General features: G+C 69.3%; 17 protein-coding genes. 11 read left to right on the top strand and 6 right to left on the bottom strand.

Going from position 1 to position 17490, the window contains the following annotated elements; translation table 11 throughout:
* Positions 1-32 precede the first annotated feature (32 nt).
* Positions 33-800 carry a phosphodiester glycosidase family protein gene (locus tag HNR51_RS03060; RefSeq protein ID WP_182553921.1) on the bottom strand — a complete coding sequence of 256 codons (768 nt, stop codon included), beginning with the start codon at positions 798-800 and terminating at the stop codon, positions 33-35.
* A gap of 242 nt (positions 801-1042) precedes the next feature.
* Here HNR51_RS03060 and HNR51_RS03055 point away from each other — a divergent pair, with 242 nt between their 5' ends.
* A complete protein-coding gene (locus HNR51_RS03055; RefSeq protein ID WP_012454099.1) occupies positions 1043-1588 on the top strand; it encodes a hypothetical protein in 546 nt (181 codons plus the stop codon).
* 58 nt (positions 1589-1646) lie between these two features.
* On the opposite strand, the gene HNR51_RS03050 is transcribed toward HNR51_RS03055, so the two are convergent.
* The gene (locus tag HNR51_RS03050) at positions 1647-2054 is read right to left on the bottom strand and encodes a DUF4174 domain-containing protein (RefSeq protein WP_182553920.1); all 408 of its coding nucleotides are present in this window, start codon (positions 2052-2054) and stop codon (positions 1647-1649) included.
* A gap of 122 nt (positions 2055-2176) precedes the next feature.
* On the opposite strand from HNR51_RS03050, the gene curA reads away from it, so the two are divergent.
* The 6 genes from curA to panC all read left to right on the top strand — a co-directional run bounded on the left by curA (position 2177) and on the right by panC (position 7530).
* Positions 2177-3193: an NADPH-dependent curcumin/dihydrocurcumin reductase gene (gene curA, locus HNR51_RS03045; RefSeq protein ID WP_152276984.1), complete on the top strand. Its 1017-nt coding sequence runs from the start codon at positions 2177-2179 to the stop codon at positions 3191-3193.
* A 203-nt stretch (positions 3194-3396) separates the two neighbouring features.
* Positions 3397-3948, top strand: a complete 552-nt coding sequence (ssb, locus tag HNR51_RS03040; protein ID WP_141951337.1) for a single-stranded DNA-binding protein — start codon at positions 3397-3399, stop codon at positions 3946-3948.
* Between the two features lie 454 nt (positions 3949-4402).
* Entirely contained in the window at positions 4403-5461 is a 1059-nt protein-coding gene (locus tag HNR51_RS03035; protein ID WP_182553919.1) for a GSU2403 family nucleotidyltransferase fold protein, read from the top strand.
* A 107-nt stretch (positions 5462-5568) separates the two neighbouring features.
* Entirely contained in the window at positions 5569-6174 is a 606-nt protein-coding gene (locus tag HNR51_RS03030; RefSeq protein WP_012454094.1) for a helix-turn-helix domain-containing protein, read from the top strand.
* Positions 6175-6237: 63 nt separating this feature from the next.
* Positions 6238-6594 carry a hypothetical protein gene (locus HNR51_RS03025; RefSeq protein WP_182553918.1) on the top strand — a complete coding sequence of 119 codons (357 nt, stop codon included), beginning with the start codon at positions 6238-6240 and terminating at the stop codon, positions 6592-6594.
* 78 nt (positions 6595-6672) lie between these two features.
* Positions 6673-7530, top strand: coding sequence for a pantoate--beta-alanine ligase (gene panC / locus HNR51_RS03020; protein WP_182553917.1), 858 nt, complete (start codon positions 6673-6675; stop codon positions 7528-7530).
* Positions 7531-7601: 71 nt separating this feature from the next.
* Here the strand turns inward: panC and HNR51_RS03015 are convergent, their stop codons facing one another.
* The 3 genes from HNR51_RS03015 to HNR51_RS03005 form a co-directional block, all read right to left on the bottom strand.
* Positions 7602-9440 (bottom strand): NADPH-dependent assimilatory sulfite reductase hemoprotein subunit, encoded by a 1839-nt coding sequence (locus HNR51_RS03015; protein WP_182553916.1) that lies wholly within the window; start codon positions 9438-9440, stop codon positions 7602-7604.
* Positions 9441-9633: 193 nt separating this feature from the next.
* A complete protein-coding gene (locus HNR51_RS03010) occupies positions 9634-11409 on the bottom strand; it encodes a diflavin oxidoreductase (protein ID WP_182553915.1) in 1776 nt (591 codons plus the stop codon).
* A gap of 112 nt (positions 11410-11521) precedes the next feature.
* Complete coding sequence (locus HNR51_RS03005) at positions 11522-12025, bottom strand: Lrp/AsnC family transcriptional regulator (RefSeq protein ID WP_133089335.1); 504 nt, start codon at positions 12023-12025, stop codon at positions 11522-11524.
* 253 nt (positions 12026-12278) lie between these two features.
* On the opposite strand from HNR51_RS03005, the gene HNR51_RS03000 reads away from it, so the two are divergent.
* The 4 genes from HNR51_RS03000 to HNR51_RS02985 all read left to right on the top strand — a co-directional run bounded on the left by HNR51_RS03000 (position 12279) and on the right by HNR51_RS02985 (position 16557).
* Positions 12279-13088: a phosphoadenylyl-sulfate reductase gene (locus tag HNR51_RS03000; protein ID WP_182553914.1), complete on the top strand. Its 810-nt coding sequence runs from the start codon at positions 12279-12281 to the stop codon at positions 13086-13088.
* The gene (gene cysD, locus HNR51_RS02995; protein WP_141951331.1) at positions 13088-14017 is read left to right on the top strand and encodes a sulfate adenylyltransferase subunit CysD; all 930 of its coding nucleotides are present in this window, start codon (positions 13088-13090) and stop codon (positions 14015-14017) included. Before HNR51_RS03000 ends, cysD begins: the two co-directional genes overlap by 1 nt.
* The gene (gene cysN, locus HNR51_RS02990; RefSeq protein ID WP_182553913.1) at positions 14017-15429 is read left to right on the top strand and encodes a sulfate adenylyltransferase subunit CysN; all 1413 of its coding nucleotides are present in this window, start codon (positions 14017-14019) and stop codon (positions 15427-15429) included. The genes cysD and cysN overlap by 1 nt, the downstream gene beginning before the upstream one ends.
* A 78-nt stretch (positions 15430-15507) precedes the next feature.
* Entirely contained in the window at positions 15508-16557 is a 1050-nt protein-coding gene (locus tag HNR51_RS02985) for an alginate O-acetyltransferase AlgX-related protein (protein ID WP_182553912.1), read from the top strand.
* On the opposite strand, the gene HNR51_RS02980 is transcribed toward HNR51_RS02985, so the two are convergent.
* A complete protein-coding gene (locus HNR51_RS02980; protein WP_041371299.1) occupies positions 16472-17416 on the bottom strand; it encodes a YihY/virulence factor BrkB family protein in 945 nt (314 codons plus the stop codon). The two genes, HNR51_RS02985 and HNR51_RS02980, sit on opposite strands and share 86 nt — an antisense overlap.
* Between the last annotated feature and the right edge of the window lie 74 nt (positions 17417-17490).

Below are 17490 nucleotides of genomic sequence, written 5' to 3'. Positions count from 1 at the left end.
CACCTCGGGATGAGGGCGTGGTTCGGAAGGCGCTACTTCGCCACCGCGCCCACCAGCGGCCCGAGCGGCCGGCTGAGATCCGAGCGGCCGAGGCCGGGCGCGTAGAGGCTCGATACGCTGCCATCGAGGAACAGCGCGTTGCGGCAGCTGAGGTTGTCCTTGAACAGGCGGGCGAAGGCGCCGAAGGTCACCGGCCGCTCCGAGATCGCGAACACCGCCACGCGCCCGCCGTCGCGCACGCCGACGCCGTTGCGGATCTTCTGGCTCGGGCCGTCCGTCGAGATCTTCGGATGGATCTTGCCCTCGATCACCAGCATCGGCCCCGATTGCGTGGCGAAGTCGGGCGCCGGCTTGGCGCGCAGGTAGCGGGGAGTGTCGAGCACCCCGGCGCGGTCGCCCTTCACGTAGAAAACGCCGTTCGGTTTGAGGTGGAAGTTGCCCGGCCCGTTGGCGGTGGAGACGCCCTTCAGCTCGCGCCCGTCCTCGACATAGAGCCCGACCGGGGCCTGCCCCTTGTCGTACATGCCGGCATTCATCGCGAAGCCGAGGCGCCCCCCTTGCCGCTCAGCGAGGCTGGACAGCGAGCCGTAGGGCAGCCCGTCCGTCCCGAGCCAGAACAGCCGAACCCGCTCGCGCCGCAGATCGACGGTGCAGACGGTGTAAGGCTGCCCCTCGAACTCCACCGGCTGGCACGGCCCCTTCGCAGCGGCCGGCTGTGCCTGGGCCGACACGGCGGCGAGCGGGCCAAGGAGAAGGCAGGGTAGGAGGGCGAGGACGAGAACGGCGAGGCGGCGCGTCACGGGCGGGCGGTTCCTGTGTGGCGGCGGCCCGACGAGGACAGGCTCGGCCGTATGCGCCCTCCTCGCGCGAAAGCATGGCAGCATTCAAGCGGCCGATGCAGGTTTCACGATCGCCGGGATCGCCGCCGCCGAAAGCGCGAGCCGGCCTTCAGGACCACAGGTCGCAGGGACCGATTTTTCCCGTCGGACGTTCAAAGCGAACGGGGGGATGGCATGGTTCTCTCTCGGGTGGAGACGATCTGATGAAAAGGGTTGTTCTGGCATCGGCGGTGATGGCAAGCGCGCTGATGATGATCCCGGCAACGGCCGATGCCCGCCCGGGCTTCGGCGGCTTCCGTGGCGGCGGATTCGGCGGCGGGTTTGGCGGCGGCGGCTTCCGCGGCGGTGGTTTCGGTGGTCCGCGCTTCGGTGGCGGGTTCGGCGGGTTCCGGGGCGGCGGCTTCGGCGGCCCGCGTTTCGGCGGCGGATTTGCCGGCCGCGGCGGCTTCTATCGCGGTGCCGGATTCGGCGGCTGGCGCGGCGGCTACGGCGGTTGGCGCGGCGGCGGCTGGGGCTACCGGCGCGGCATCGGCCTCGGTGGCGTCGGTCTCGGCCTCGGCCTGGGTCTCGCCGCGGGCGGCCTCTACGGCGGCTACGGTGGATGGGGCGGTTACGGCGGCTGGGGCGGTCCCTACGGCTACACCACCGTCGGATACGACCCGTACTACGCCGGCGGCTGCTACACCGTCCCGCGCCTGGCCTGGACGCCCTACGGCTACCGCCGCGTCCTGGTCGAGCGCTGCTACTGACGGCACGATCATCGGGAATCACGAAGGGGCCGCTGACGGCCCCTTCTCTTTGGGCGGCTCAGCGCCGCTTCGCCTCGTCCTGCCGCATCGGCATGGCGTCGATGGTCGAGAACAGGCGCTGCGGCGGGATCGGCTCCTCCGAGGTGATCTTGGCGCCGCCGTCCTTGCCGACGAGCACCGCCCGGAAGGCATCGTTCGGCAGACCGAGATGCCGGCGCAGGGCGGCGGCCTCCGCCCCCTTCCCCACCGCTTCGACGGTGACGAGGTCACGCTCGGACGCGCCCGTCTGCGCCGAGGCGAGGGCTTGGCGCTGCGCGGCGAGCCGGGCATCGCCCGCATCCCCCGCGGCCACCACAAGGACCCGCGACTTCCAGCGATAGCCCGCGAGCGGATCGTCCCCCGCCGCCCCGGCCGGGCCGCCCGCCGCCAGCATCGCCGCCGCCAGGGCAGCCGTCTTCCACGCCATCACCGACCTCCACGCCATCACCGACCTCCACGCCATTGCCGGTCTGCATTCCGCAATGCATTGCCGGAACCAGCGCGCGACCCATCTGCCGGGTTCCCTCTCGAACAATGCCGGAGCGCTCCATGGCAGTCGTCAACCGTCGGATCGTGCTGGCCGCGCGCCCGCACGGCGAGCCGAAGCCCGAACATTTCCGCCTGGAGGAGGGCCGCACCCCCGCGCCGCAACCCGGCGAGGTGCTGCTGCGGACCCGCTGGCTCTCCCTCGATCCCTACATGCGCGGGCGCATGAGTGCGGCGAAGTCCTACGCCAAGCCGGTCGAGATCGGCGAGGTCATGGTCGGCCAGACGGTGAGCGAGGTGGTCGCCTCCGAGAACCCAGCCTTCGCCGAGGGCGACCTCGTGCTGGCCAATGCGGGCTGGCAGGAATTCGCGGTCTCGGATGGAAGCGGCCTGCGCCGCCTCGATCCCGCCGACGGCGCTCCGAGCCAGTTCCTCGGCATCCTCGGCATGCCCGGCATGACCGCCTATACGGGCCTCCTGGAGATCGGCCGGCCGCAGCCGAAGGAGACCGTCGTGGTGGCGGCTGCTGCCGGGCCTGTCGGCTCTCTCGTCGGCCAGATCGCCCGCATCAAGGGCGCGCGCGCCGTCGGCATCGCCGGGGGCGCGGAGAAATGCGCCTATCTCACCGAGACCCTCGGCTTCGACGCGGCGGTCGATCACCGCGCCAACGACTTCCCCGATGCGCTTGCCCGCGCCTGCCCGGACGGGATCGACGTGTATTTCGAGAATGTCGGCGGCGCGGTGTTCGACGCGGTGCTGCCGCTCCTCAACGATTTCGCGCGGGTGCCGGTCTGCGGCCTCGTCGCCGGCTACAATCTGAGCGAACTGCCCTCCGGCCCCGACCGCTCCCCCGTGCTGATGCGTGCCATCCTCACCAAGCGCCTGACGTTGCGCGGCTTCATCGTCTGGGATTTCGCCGCGATGCAGGACGACTTCCTGAGGGATGTCGGCGGCTGGCTCCGGGCCGGACGGGTCAAGGCGCGCGAGGACGTGGTGGAGGGCCTGGAGAACGCGCCGGCCGCCTTCGCCGGGATGCTCAAGGGCGCCAATTTCGGCAAGCTCGTCGTGAAGGTGGCGTGACAAGATCCAGGCTCCGGCGGGCGCGACCGCGCTTGCCGGGCGGGCGGAACATAGATAGAACATTCACGATGGCCGCGGCACCCGGTGGTTAGCGTGCACAAGCCCTGCGGATGGCTTGCCGAGATGGGGCGGCACGCTCAAGAGTCGCCGCCATCGCGGGCGTCTCGAAAGCCCTGTGAGATCGGATCGGATGGAGAGATGAGATGGCGGGCAGCGTCAATAAGGTGATTCTGGTCGGCAATCTCGGGCGCGATCCCGAGACCCGGCGGCTGGCCTCGGGCGATCCCGTGGTGAACCTGCGCATCGCGACGTCGGAGTCCTGGAAGGACAAGATGTCCGGCGAGCGCAAGGAGAAGACCGAGTGGCACTCGGTCGTGATCTACAACGAGAACCTCGCCCGCGTGGCGGAGCAGTACCTGCGCAAGGGCTCGAAGGTCTACATCGAGGGCCAGCTCCAGACCCGCAAGTGGACCGACCAGTCGGGCGCGGAGAAGTACACCACCGAGGTGGTGCTGCAGCGCTTCCGCGGCGAGATGACGATTCTCGACGGGCGCGGCGGCGGCGGCGAGTTCGCGGGTGACGACGAGGGCGGCGGCCAGATCAGCCGCGGCGGCGACCGGGGTAGCGACCGCGGCGGCGGGCGCGACGATTACGGCTCGAGCCGCGGCGGTGGCGACCGTCGGCCCTCCTCGGGCGGTGGCGGTGGTGGCGGCGGCAAGCCGAACTACGACCTCGACGACGACATCCCGTTCTAGAGCAGCGTCCCGAAAGGTGGCTGCCGGCTTTCGGAAAAAGACGCTGCCAAAACAAGAGCCTAGCGTATCGTCCCGGATCCGATATCCGGGACGATACGCTAGGATTTTTTGAATCGAGGACGGCTCGGCGAAGGGACCGGCGCGGACAGCGCCGGTCCCTTCGCCATTTCGCTCGCCGCTCTCTGGGAAGAAGAGTACCTCTCCCGACCTCTCGATCAGGCTCGCTCGAAACGGCGCGATCACGAAACCTTTCGTCCGAGAGGCGACTACAAAGGCGGGAGCAACGCCATCGACCACTCTGCGAAGCAGGGCTGCCCCCGAGAGACCGGATGATCGGCGGTCAGGGTCAAGCCCCCCGCGACAGCCGTTTCGATCCGGTCTCTTCCGCTTTTCGCAGCCGCGGGCCATATTTAACCCTCGTCGGCACGCCTTCGCGGTCGATGGGGTTAAATCCATGTTTTTCAGCGACTTGCGGAACGATCAAATCCGTCAGATGATCGATGTCGAGCAGGTCTTCAGCGGCTACCGTGTTGCGCGTGGCCAACTCGACGCTCGCTTTGCCGGGTCGATGTCGTGGAAGACCGTCGCGGGCAGGACCTACCTGTATCGGAAGCTTCGCGGCGCCAATCGCTCACTCGGTCCGAAATCGCCCGAAACCGAGCGTATCTACGAGAGCTTTCAGAGCGGACGCACGCGCCAGCGTGATCTCGTGCGCGGTCTCGCGGACCGGCTCGATGAGATGTCCCCGGTGAACCGGGCGCTCGGGATCGGTCGCATCCCGATGGTCGGAGCGCGCCTGCTGCGTCAACTCGATGGATCGGGACTGCTCGGGCGGGCAATCCATGTCGTCGGCACCCATGCGCTCTACGCCTATGAGCGCATGGCCGGAGTTCGGATCGACAGTGGTCTGGTCGCAACCGGCGACGTCGATTTGCTCCTCGACGCACGCCGAAAACTCAAGATCGCCGCCCCCGGCCTCTCGAACGAAGGTCTACTTGGCCTCCTGCGGAAGGCCGACAATTCGTTCACGCTCATGGGCCGGCGAAGCTTTCGTGCCGTGAACCGGGACGGCTTCATGGTCGATCTGATCAAGCCGGTCTCCAAGAACCCGTTCGCGGATATTGGCCACTCCTGCTTGGGGGGTGACGACGATCTTCACGCGGTCGAGATCGACGGACTGTCCTGGCTCGTGAACAGCCCGAAGGACCGGGTCGTCGTGATCGACGATCGCGGATATCCGCTGGAGATGTCGGTGCCCGATCCACGCGCCTTCGCCCTGCACAAGGCTTGGCTGGCGACCAGGGAAGACCGGGAACCGGCCAAGCGCCAGCGCGACGAGGCTCAGGCCAAGCTCGTCGCCGGGATGGTGGCGGAGAGGCTCCCGAACCGACGCTTCGATGCGGATGATTTGTCCGCGCTTCCCGTGAGGATACGGCGGGCAGCCGCGAGCCTCCTGCCGGAGATGACCAATACGGAAAAAGTGGGCTCGGACGCGCTCGATCCCAAATGGTAGTCTCCACTCACGGCCAGTCCTCACCCGACCATGCCCGGTGGCGTCCTCGAAATCCTGCGCCATAATGATTTTCGCGCCGCAGCGGCGTGAGGAGTTGCCAGGGATCCATGCTGAACACAGCGTCGAACGCGCCGGTCGTCGAGGAGCGCCCCCTGGAAAAGGCGCTGGGCCATCAGGTCCGCGTGCTGCGGCGCGAGCGCGACCTGTCGGTGGCCGATCTCGGGAGCGCCGCCGGCATCTCGCCGGGCATGATCTCCAAGATCGAGAACGGCGCGATCTCGCCCTCCCTGGCCTCGATCAACGCCATCGCCTCGGCCCTCAACGTGCCGATCACCGCCCTCTTCGCCGCCTTCGAGGAGACCCGCGACTGCAGCCACGTGAAGCGCGGCCAGGGCGTGCCGATCGAGCGGCGCGGCACCAAGGTCGGGCATCTCTACGAACTGCTCGGCGCCGGCATCCGCGGCGACGTGGTGGTCGAGCCCTACTTCATCACCCTGCAGGACGAGGCCGAGGCCTATACGAGCTTCCGCCACATCGGCACGGAGTTCATCTACATGCTGACCGGCGAGGTGATCTATCACCACTCGGGCCAGGACTATCACCTCGAGCCCGGCGACGCGCTGATGTTCGATTCGAACGGCCTTCACGGCCCGGCCAAACTGCTCAAGACGCCGATGACCTACCTCTCGGTCATCGTCTATCCGCGGGCGTGAGCGGTAACGATCCGTTCACCATGACCTGCGAGGCATCGTGCGTGGGAGCGGGAGAGCGATGCGATGACGGGCGGTTGGCAGCAGGCCCTCGGCGCCCTTCTCGCCGTCGGCCTCCTTGGCGCGTCCGCCGCCGCCGCCGACCTGCCGCCGTTCGAGCCGGGTCCATCCGCCGGGCCGCTCCCGGCGCCGCGCTTCTTCCCCCGCGGTGACGGGGATGCCTTGAGCGACGGTCCGCCCCGGCTCCGGCCGCGACGTCTTGCGGCTTGCGCGCCGCGCATCGCCCCGGTGCCGACCAACGCGCCGGACGATCCGAGCTATGTCGGCTCGGAATACGGTCTCGGCAAACCGAGCTATTACGGCTTCCGCCCCGGCCTCGGATACGACGACCCGTTCGACCGGCCCCTGCGCTACTGCCCATGAGCGGCGGGTGAAACGCTGGCGTCCCGCGACCGGGGGGCTTACCTGTGCCGCGCGTGTATCCCCATGCCGAGCCGCCCGATGTCCGACACCACCCTCCGCTTCGACACCCTTGAGGCCCTGCGCGCGCGGGTCGACGCGTGGCGTCAGGGCGGCGACCGGATCGTGCTGGTACCGACCATGGGCGCGCTGCATGCGGGCCACCTCGCGCTCGTGGCGCATGCCAAGGCGATCGGCCGGCGGGCGGTCGTCAGCATCTTCGTGAACCCGACCCAGTTCGGCCCGAACGAGGATTTTGCGCGCTACCCCCGCGATACGGAAACCGACCTCGGCCTGCTCTCGCGGGCTGGCGCCGATGCGGCGTGGCTCCCCTCCGTCGAGACCATGTACCCGTCAGGTTTCTCGACGCGCATCGAGCCCGGCCCGGCGGCGGAGGGTCTGTGCGGCGCGGTCCGACCCGGACATTTCTCCGGCGTCGCCACTGTGGTGACCAAGCTCATCAACCAAGTCCGACCCGATGTGGCCCTGTTCGGCGAGAAGGACTTTCAGCAGTTGCAGGTGATCCGCTCGGTCGTCCGCGACCTCGATCTGGCGGTGACCATCGAGGGAGTGCCGACGCTCCGCGAGACGGACGGCCTCGCCCTGTCCTCGCGCAACCGCTACCTCACGCCGCGCGAGCGCGAAACCGCGCCGCGCCTGCACGCGGTGCTCGCCGACATGGCCGGGCGCCTCGCCCGCGGCGCCGAGGCCGCCCCGCTCGTGGCCGAGGGTATCGCCGCGCTGGAAGCGGCAGGGTTCGGGCCGGTGCAGTATCTGGAGGTGCGCGACGCGCAGACGCTCGCGCCCGTGGCCCGGGCCGAGCGCGAGGCGCGGGTGCTGGTGGCGGCCTATCTCGGCCGGACACGGCTCATCGACAACGTCGCGGTGGTGCCGGTCTGAAGCGACCCCACCACCGCGACGGCCGCGCAGGGCCGGAGAATCCACCCCGGCCGTCCGCCTGAGAAAAGCCGTCAGGCCGCTCGCAGCGGACCCGTCCGCTCGTGGAAGTCCGGCCCGTTGCTGGTCTTGGCCACGAAGCCGGCCCGGATCACGAAATCCCCGAAATGCTCGCCCGGCTGCCGGTCTTTGGCATAGGCGGCGAACAGCGGATCCAGCGTGTCCTTGATCTCGCTGGCGAGCACGTCTTCGCGGTAGAGCTTGCTCAGACGGGAGCCGTCGAAGGCGGCGCCGAGATAGAGGTGGTAGCGCTCGGGGCCGCGGCCGACGAGGCCGATTTCCGAGATGAACGGCCGGGCGCAGCCGTTGGGGCAGCCGGTCGAGCGGATCGTGATGGGCTCGTCCTGCAACCCGTGGCGGGCGAGGCTCTCCTCCAGCTCGGTGAGCAGGTCGGGCAGGTAGCGCTCGCTCTCGGCGAGCGCGAGGCCGCAGGTCGGCAGCGCGACGCAGGCGATCGAGTTGCGGCGGATCGCCGAGGCGCCCCGAGTCAGGCCGTACTCGTCGACCAGGGCATCGATCTCGGCGCGCTTGGCCGCCGGCACGTTGGCGATGATGACGTTCTGGTTGCCGGTGAGGCGGAAATCGCCCTCGTGCACCTCGGCGATACGGCGCAGGCCCGACAGAAATTGCGGTCCGCCGTCGATGTCCTTGATCCGGCCCGACGGCACGTAGAGCGTCAGGTGGTGGCGCCCGTCCTCGCCCTCGACCCAGCCGTAGCGGTCGCCGTTGTTCTCGAAGGTGAAGGGCTTCGGAGCCTCCAGCTTCTTTCCGATCCGCTTCTCGACCTCTGCCCGGAACGCGTCGAGGCCGAAGCGCTCGATCGTGTACTTGAGCCGCGCGTTCTTGCGGTTCTTCCGGTTGCCCCAGTCGCGCTGGACCGTCATCACCGCTTCGGCCGCCTTCAGGGCATCCTCGGGCTTCACGAAGCCGAGGACGTCGGCGGTGCGCGGGAAGGTGTCGGTCTCGCCATGGGTCATGCCCATGCCGCCGCCGACGGTCACGTTCCAGCCCGTCACCCGGTTCTTCTTGTCGAGGATCGCGATGAAGCCGAGGTCGTGGGCGAAGATGTCGACCTCGTTCGAGGGCGGCACCGCCACCACGGTCTTGAACTTCCGCGGCAGGTAGGTCTTGCCGTAGACCGGCTCGACCTCGGCCTCGTCCTCCCCGCCGACCACGCGCTCGCCGTCGAGCCAGATCTCGCGCCACGCGCCGGTCTTCGGCAGCAGGGTGTCGGAGATGTCCTTGGCGAGCTGCAGCGCGGCCTTGTGCGCCCCGGCCTGGGCCGGGTTCGTCGCCGCCATGACGTTGCGGTTGACGTCGCCGCAGGCGGCGATGGTGTCGAGCAGCGCCGAGTCGATCGCCGCCATGGTGCGCTTGAGGTTCGACTTGATCACGCCGTGATACTGGAACGTCTGGCGCGTGGTCGCGCGCAGCGCGTTGCCGGCATAGGTCGTGGCGATGTCGTCGAGGATCAGCCACTGCTTCGGCGTCACGACGCCGCCCGCGATGCGCAGGCGGATCATGAAGCTGAAGGCCTTCTCGAGCTTCTTCTTGGTGCGCTCCGCCCGGATGTCCCGGTCGTCCTGCATGTACATGCCGTGGAACTTGACGAGCTGGCCGTCATCCTCGGAGATCGCGCCGGTGGCGTGCTTGAGGAGCCCGTCGGCCAAGCCCCCGCGCAGGTAGCGGCTGGCGATCTTCAGGTGCTCGTTATGCGCGAGCCCGGCGGCCCGCGCGGCCTCGGCCTCGGTGATCGGACGGTCGGTCGGCGGCGCCTCGTAGCGGTGCGCGCCGATGCCGGGCGTGTCCACGGCGGGGCCGTCAGGCGTGTCGATCGGCTTGTGGTCGTCCATGGCGGTGATCCGATACCTTCGACCCTCCCCCCTCTGCGGGGGAGAGTGCCTCGCGGATGCGAGGCGGGAGAGGGGAGCGACGGAGCAGCTTGGCCGCGCCCGCCGCGAAATCTCCGGAAGCCGGGTTCCCCTCACCCGGCCCCCTCCGGGGGCCACCCTCCCCCGCAGAGGGGAGAGGGCTTACGGCGTGCGCTCAGTAAACGTCCTGCTGGTAGCGCTTCGCCCGTTCCAGCGACGCGACATGCGCCTCGGCATCGGCGCTGCTGAGGCCCTTCACGCTCTCGAAGGCCCGCACCACCGCGGCGCGCACGTCCTTGGCCATGTTCTTGGCATCGCCGCAGACGTAGAAATGGGCACCGCCATCGAGCCACGCCACCACCTCGGCGGCGTTCTGGTCGATCCGGTCCTGCACGTAGATCTTCTCCGGCTGGTCGCGGGAGAAGGCCACGTCGATCTTGGCGAGCGAGCCGTCCTCCAGCGCGTCCTGCCATTCGAGCTGGTACAGGAAGTCGTGGGTGAAGTGGCGGTCGCCGAAGAACAGCCAGGAGCGGCCGGGGGCCTCGGTGGCGCGGCGCTCCTGCACGAAGGCGCGGAACGGGGCGACGCCGGTGCCGGGGCCGACCATGATGATGTCGGTCGCGGGGTCGGACGGCAGGCGGAAATGCTTGTTGGGCTTCACCCGCACCCGCAGCTTGGCGCCGTTCTTGATGCGGTCGGCGACATGCACGGAGGCGACACCGGAGCGGGCGCGGCCGTGGGTCTCGTAGCGCACGGCGGCGATGGTGAGATGGACCTCGTCGCCGACTTCCTTGCGCGAGGAGGCGATGGAATAGGCCCGCGGCGGCAGCGGCCGGGTCACGGTGTTGAGGTGCTCGGCGGTCAGCTCGGCGGGGAAGCGCTCGATCAGGTCGATCAGGTGCCGGCCCTCGATCCAGGCCTTCACCTCGCCGCTCTCTACGAACTTTTGCGCGTCGGCATGGCCCGTGGCCTTGGCGAAGCGCTCGACCGTGGTCGGCGAGAGCGTGGTGATGTCCCGCTCGGCCAGCAGCGCCTTGCGCAGACCCTCGTCGCCGCTGAGGCCGGTCGCGCGCAGGATCTCGTCCACGAGCTGCGGATCGTTCTCCGGGAAGATCTCCAGCGAATCGCCCGGCTCGTAGGCTGGCGCTCCGTCCTCGAATTCGAGGGCGAGGTGGATCGTCTCCTTGTCGGAGCGCGAGGAGTTGAGGTTCACGTGGTCGATCACCTCGACCACCACCGGGTCGCGGCTGACCTCGGCGTCCTCGTCCTCGCTGCCGGCGCGGAAATCGACCGCCACGACATTGCCGCTCGGAGCCTCGGCCGGGGCCAGCGCCTTCAGCGCGCCCTTGATCCAGTCGGCGGCCGGCTTGTCGAAATCGAGGTCGAGGTCGGCGCGGTCGTAGGCGCGCTGGGCGCCGAGCGCCTCGAAGCGGGCATCGAGCGCCTTCCCGATCGCGCAGAACTCCGCGTAGCTGGTATCGCCGAGCGCCAGGACGCCGAACTGCACACCGTCCAACCGCGGCGCCGCATCGCTCATCAGCTCGCCATAGGCCCGCACCGCGCGGGCGGGCGGCTCGCCCTCGCCCCAGGTCGCGGCGATGGCGATGACCTTGCCGGCCTTGGGCAGCGTGGCGAGGTCGAGGTCGGCGAAGTCCACGACCTTCGGCTTGAAGCCCTGCTTGCGCGCGATCTTGCTCACGTCGCCCGCGAGCTTTTCGGAATTGCCCGATTCGGAGGCGAACAGGATCGTCAGCGGCTCGGCCGCCTTCGGGGGCGCGGCGGGGGCCGGAGCCGCCGCGGCCGGCTGGCCGGAAGCCGCGTCGAGACCGGCGAGGAAGCCGGTCAGCCACGCGCGCTGGATCGGCGTCGCCGCGCCGAGCGCCGCGTCGAGATGGGCCCGTTCCTGGTCTCCGAACGGAGCCGTGCGGGGGAGGAGTGCTTGCCTGGACATCGTGGGTGCCATGTCGTCCGCCGGAGCGCCGCTGTCAACGTCGAAACGTCCGTTTTAAAGAACGCCCCGCAGAGAGAAGAGATTATTCGTTGTTGCGCCGCAAAAAGGAAGATTATTCTCCAACCACCGCGAGGCGCGGCTCGGCGCGCCCCCGCGGCGGCGGGGCCGGCAGCGGCAGGGCGGTGGTCGACTTCACCTTTTCCATGGCGAAGCGCGAGGTCACGTTCTTGAGGGGAAGGGTGGCGATCAGGTTCTTGTAGAAGGTGTCGTAGGCGGCCATGTCGGCCACCACGACGCGCAGCATGTAATCGACGTCGCCGGCCATGCGGTAGAATTCCAGCACCTCCGGCATCGCCGAGATGCGGCCGGCGAACTGCTCCAGCCAGTCCTTCGAGTGGTCCGCCGTCTCGATGGAGACGAAGACGGTGAGGCCGAGCCCGAGCTTCACCGGGTCGAGCACGGCGACCCGCCGGTCGATCACGCCGTCGGCCTCAAGGCGCTGGATCCGCTTCCAGCAGGGCGTCTGCGACAGCCCGACCTGCTCGCCGATGGCGGCGATGGAGAGCGTGGCATCCTTCTGCAGGAGCGCGAGGATCTTCAGGTCGATCGAGTCCAAGGGCGGCCTCTCCGAAGTGGGTGGCGAGGAGGGTCTCTCGAAGGCGGCTCCCGCGTGCGGGGCCACCGGCCCGCTCACAGGCTGTGTCGAGAAGAATCTTTTCTAAGCAGGCAACGATTCGTGGGGCAGGCCGTTGCCGGTTCATTCGCGCCGCAGCGGTGGATTGCGTGTGCGGCAGCCCCGACGCCTTGACAGCGTTCGTTATAGCGAACATTTCAGAACTCCGACAAGCAGGCAATCCGATTTTACGCACATGACCGCTGCCCTCGTCCGGGCGGCCGGGGACCTCGCCAGCGAGATGGCGGGGCTGGACCTCCGGGGGCGCATCCGCCTCGTCGAGGACCGCATCCCGGGCCGGCTCGTCTTCACCACCAGCCTCGGCATCGAGGATCAGGCGCTCACGCACGCGCTCGCCCTGAACAAGGGCCGCACGGAGATCGTGACGCTGGATACCGGCCGGCTCTTCCCCGAGACCTACGACGTCTGGGTCGAGACGGAGGCCGCCTACGGCATCCGCATCCGCGCCTACGCGCCGGAGCGCGTCGCGGAGGAAGAGTTCGTCGCGCGCGAGGGCATCAACGGCTTCCGCCATTCGGTGGCCGCGCGGCAGGCCTGCTGCGGCTTCCGCAAGGTCGAGCCGCTGGGCCGGGCGCTCGCCGGCGCGGCGGCGTGGTTCACCGGGCTTCGCGCCGGGCAATCCGCGAATCGGGCCGACACGCCGCTCGCCGAGGCCGACGAGGGCCGCGGGCTGATCAAGGTCAATCCGCTCGCCGATTGGTCGCGCGCCGACGTCGATCGCTTCGTGCGCGACAATTTCATCCCCTACAACGCGCTGCACGATCGCGGCTTCCCGTCGATCGGCTGCGCGCCCTGCACCCGCGCCGTGAAGATCGGCGAGGACGAGCGCGCCGGCCGCTGGTGGTGGGAGCAGGAATCCAAGAAGGAATGCGGCCTGCACCTGCACGGGCCGGAGGGTGACGTGGCGCCGGGGCAGGAAGCCGCCGCCTTCGAGGAGCCGGCGAGCGCCGCGACCTCACGCGAACACAGAAGGGAACTGGTCTGATGAGCGCCGCCGTCGCCGCGCCCGCGCGCACCCGCCTGACGCATCTCCAGCGTCTGGAGGCCGAGAGCATCCACATCTTCCGCGAGGCGGTCGCCGAGGCCGAGAACCCGGTGATGCTCTACTCGATCGGCAAGGACTCGTCCGTCCTGCTGCATCTGGCGCTGAAGGCCTTCGCGCCCGGGCGCCTGCCGTTCCCCCTGCTGCACATCGACACGACCTGGAAGTTCCGCGAGATGATCGCCTTCCGCGACCGGCGCGCGAAGGAACTCGGCCTCGAACTCATCGTGCACACGAATCAGGACGGGCTCGCCAAGGGCATCGGCCCGGTGAGCCACGGCTCCGAAGTGCATACCGACGTGATGAAGACCCAGGCCCTGCGTCAGGCCCTCGACAAGTACAAGTACGACGTGGCCTTCGGCGGCGCCCGCCGCGACGAGGAGGCCTCTCGCGCCAAGGAGCGCATCGTCAGCTTGCGCAACGCGCAGCACCGCTGGGATCCGAAGCGCCAGCGCGCCGAGCCGTGGCACCTCTATAATTTCAAGAAGCGGCGCGGCGAGTCCTTCCGCGTGTTCCCGCTCTCGAACTGGACCGAACTCGATATCTGGCTCTATATCGAGCAGGAAAACATTCCGATCGTCCCGCTCTACTTCGCCGCCGAGCGTCCGGTGGTCGAGCGCGACGGCCAGCTCATCATGGTCGATGACGACCGCTTTCCCCTGGAGCCGGGCGAGACCCCGCAGCAGCGGCAGGTCCGGTTCCGCACGCTCGGCTGCTACCCGCTGACCGGCGCGGTCGAGAGCCCGGCCGCGACGCTGCCCGAGATCATCGGCGAGACGCTCGCCGCCCGCACGTCCGAGCGCCAGGGCCGGGTCATCGACAAGGACGGCGCCGGCGCCATGGAGCGCAAGAAGCAGGAGGGCTATTTCTGATGACGATCCATCAGTCTCCGGAAGCGTTCGGCTACGACGCCTTCCTGCGCACGCACCAGTCCAAGGAAGTCCTGCGCTTCATCACCTGCGGCTCGGTCGATGACGGCAAGTCCACCCTGATCGGGCGGCTCCTGCACGACACCAAGCAGATCTTCGACGATCAGGTGACGGCACTGCAGCGCGATTCGCGCAAGCACGGCACGCAGGGCGCCGAGGTCGATCTCGCGCTGCTGGTGGACGGCCTCCAGGCCGAGCGCGAGCAGGGCATCACCATCGATGTGGCCTACCGCTTCTTCTCGACCGACCGGCGCTCCTTCATCGTCGCCGACACCCCCGGCCACGAGCAGTACACCCGCAACATGGCCACCGGCGCCTCGACCGCCGACGTCGCCGTGATCCTGGTCGATGCCCGCCACGGCCTCACCCGCCAGACCCGCCGCCACGCGCTGCTGGTCTCGCTGCTCGGCATCCACCGGGTCGCGCTCGCCATCAACAAGATGGACCTCGTCGGCTGGTCGCAGGACAAGTTCGACGCGATCCTCTCCGGCTTCCAGGCCTTCGCCGCGCCGCTGAACTTTTCCGAGGTGCGGGCGATCCCGCTCTCGGCCAAGAACGGCGACAACGTCGTGCTGCCGGGCACCGCCGCGACGTGGTACGATGGCGTTCCACTGCTGCGCTATCTCGAAGAGGTGCCAGTGAAGTCGGAGGAGCGCGCCGCCGCCTTCCGCATGCCGGTGCAGTGGGTGAACCGTCCGAATTCGGATTTCCGCGGGTTTTCGGGGCTGATCGCCTCGGGCTCGGTTGCGCCGGGCGATGCCGTCACCGTCGCGCCTTCGGGAAAGACCTCGACGGTCGCCCGGATCTTCACCGCCGACGGCGATCTGGAGCGGGCGAGCGAGGGCCAGTCGGTGACGCTGGTGCTCGCCGACGAGGTCGATGCCTCCCGCGGCGCGGTGATCGCGACCTCGGACGCCCCGCTGACGCTGACCGACAGCCTCGACGTGCGCCTGTTCTGGGCGGCCGAGACCGATCTCGCGCCGGGTGCCAGCCTATGGGCGAAGGTCGGCACGCAGACGGTCAACGCCGTGGTCAAGGCGGTCCACCGCCGGATCGATCCCGAGACCGGACAGGCCGGCCCGGCCGACAAGCTCGCGGTCAACGACATCGGCGACGTGACCCTGACCCTCGACCGTCAGATCGCAGTCGACCCGTATGTCGAGAACCGCGACACCGGCAGCCTGATCCTGATCGACCGCGAGACCACGGACACGGCCGCCCTCGGCCTGGTCCAGACCGTCGTTGCGGCGACCAAGGCCTCCGCCCCGGCGCCGGCCGCGTCCGAGTCGAAGCCGCAGGAAGCCGCCCGCAGCGGCGGTCTGCTCGCCGGCATCAAGCGGCTGTTCGGCGGCTGACCTTATCTCTGCCCCTCTCCCGTGAAGCGGGAGAGAGTTTTTCTGGCCGGGTGTCCGACCACCCGCTAGAACCGGCGGATGACCTCCGCCCCCGACCCGGCCGCCGACGTGTACGAGGGCCGGGACGGCTGGCTGTTCCTGATCCGCGGCAACAACTGGGTGCTGGAGCAGTACGGCCGGCCGGGCGTCTCCCGGGTCGCGCTCTGGCGCTGGCGGCGGATGATCGAGAGTCGCGTTCGGCGCTGCGCCCGGCTCGGCGCGACCTACCTCCACGCCCTCGCCCCGGAAAAGCTCACCGTCTATCCCGAACGGGCCGAGGGGCTCGTCTTCGATCCCACCCGCGCCCCGGCCCTGCGGCTCGCCCGCTGGCTCACGGCCTCGCCGGGCGCCCGCGCCTGGGTCGATCTCGCGGGGGCGTTCCGGGCCGCAAGGGACGGCCCGCCGCTCTATCTGCGCACCGACACCCACTGGACCCATCACGGCTGTGTGCTGGCCTACCGCACGATCCTGTCGCGGATGGGCGTGCCCCCGCGCGACGACATCGAGCCCAGACGCGCGCACACCGCCCTTCCCTTCTCGGGGGATCTCGGCCGCAAGTTCGCGCCCCACCGCACGGAGGTGGCGGAGGGCAGCGCGTTCGCGAGCGCGGCCCGGCGCATCCACGCCAACGATCTGCTGTTGCAGATGGAGGCACTCGGGCGCGGCGGCGACGCCCATCTCGGCACGCACGCGGTGTTCCGCAACGACGATCCCCGCGCCGATCCGCGCTGCCTCGTGATCTTCGGCGATTCCTACGCGCAGCACACCCCGCACAGCCCGATCGCGACGCTCACCGCGCTCTTCGCCGACACGTTCCGCGAGGTGCATTTCCTGTGGTCGACGGGAATCGACTGGCGCTATCTCGAAGCGGTCCGGCCCGATTTCGTCCTCGGCGAGATGGCCGAGCGCTTCGTGATCGACCTGCCGCCGCACGGCATCCGGATTGAGCGGCTCGCGGAACTCGCCCGCGAGCGCAAGCTGATGGGCGAGATCGCGGAAAACATCATGGCAGCGGATTCGCCGCCCGCGCCGCCTCCGCCTGACGCGCCCGCATCCGCGCCTGAAGCCGCTGGCGCCGCGCCGCGATGACGGTGCCGTTCACCTCGCCGCCGAACAGGAACATCGCCGCGAGCCAGTAGAGGAACACGAGGAAGATCATCGCGGTCGCGAGACCGCCATAGGTCGAGGCGTAGGCGTTCGAGAACCGGTCGAGATAGTAGCCGAAGCCGAGGCCGGCGAGGAACCACAGGCCGAGCGTCACGGCGATGCCCGGAAGCACCGACAGGACCGGGCGCCGCCCGGCGGCCACGAATTTGTGGGCGATCACCAGCACCAGCGCGATCAGGAAGGCGGTGACGCCGATGCGCCCGATGGCGACGGTGAGGGCCAGCGGCTCCAGCCCCGGTGCCACGAAGACGAGCTGGCGCCAGATCAGCGGCCCGAGCACGACGAGGAGCGCGAAGGCCAACATCGCGAAGGCGCCGCAGACGACGTAGCCGATCGATTCGAGCCGGGTGAGCCACCAGGGCCGCATCTCGCGGATGCCGTAGGCGCGGTTGAGCCCGACCCGCAGCGATTCGACGCCCGAGGAGGAGAAGTAGAGCGCGAGCAGGGCGCCCAGCGTCAGGACACCGCCGCGCTGCTCGGTGAGCAGGCGATGCACTTCGCCGACGATGGGCTTGGCCACCTCCCGCGGCACGGCGTCGAAGATCAGCGTACCGGCCTCGTCCGCGAGCGACTTGGTGCCGATCAGGCCGGCGAGCGCCGCGAGCAGGATCAGGAACGGGAACAGCGAGGTCAGCATCGACAGCGCGATGTGGCTGGCGATCGCCCAGCCGTCATGGGCGACGAAGCGCTGCGCGGCCAGCCCCATCACGTCGAGGATCTTTCTGAGGCGGCTCAAGGGTCGCTGCGGCTTCTGCGGCTGAGTCGAGGCGGGCCGCTCCATACGGGCCATCGCATGCGGCACGTCAATCTCGGGTGCGGGCGGAGCATGGCCGCCCTCAGGTTTCTCCGATTGCA

Origin of the sequence: Methylorubrum thiocyanatum (assembly GCA_014138645.1) — a bacterium.
GTDB classification, from domain to species: domain Bacteria; phylum Pseudomonadota; class Alphaproteobacteria; order Rhizobiales; family Beijerinckiaceae; genus Methylobacterium; species Methylobacterium thiocyanatum.
Note: the sequence above shows the minus strand (reverse complement) of the source record. Positions and strands in the feature narration are given on the sequence as shown.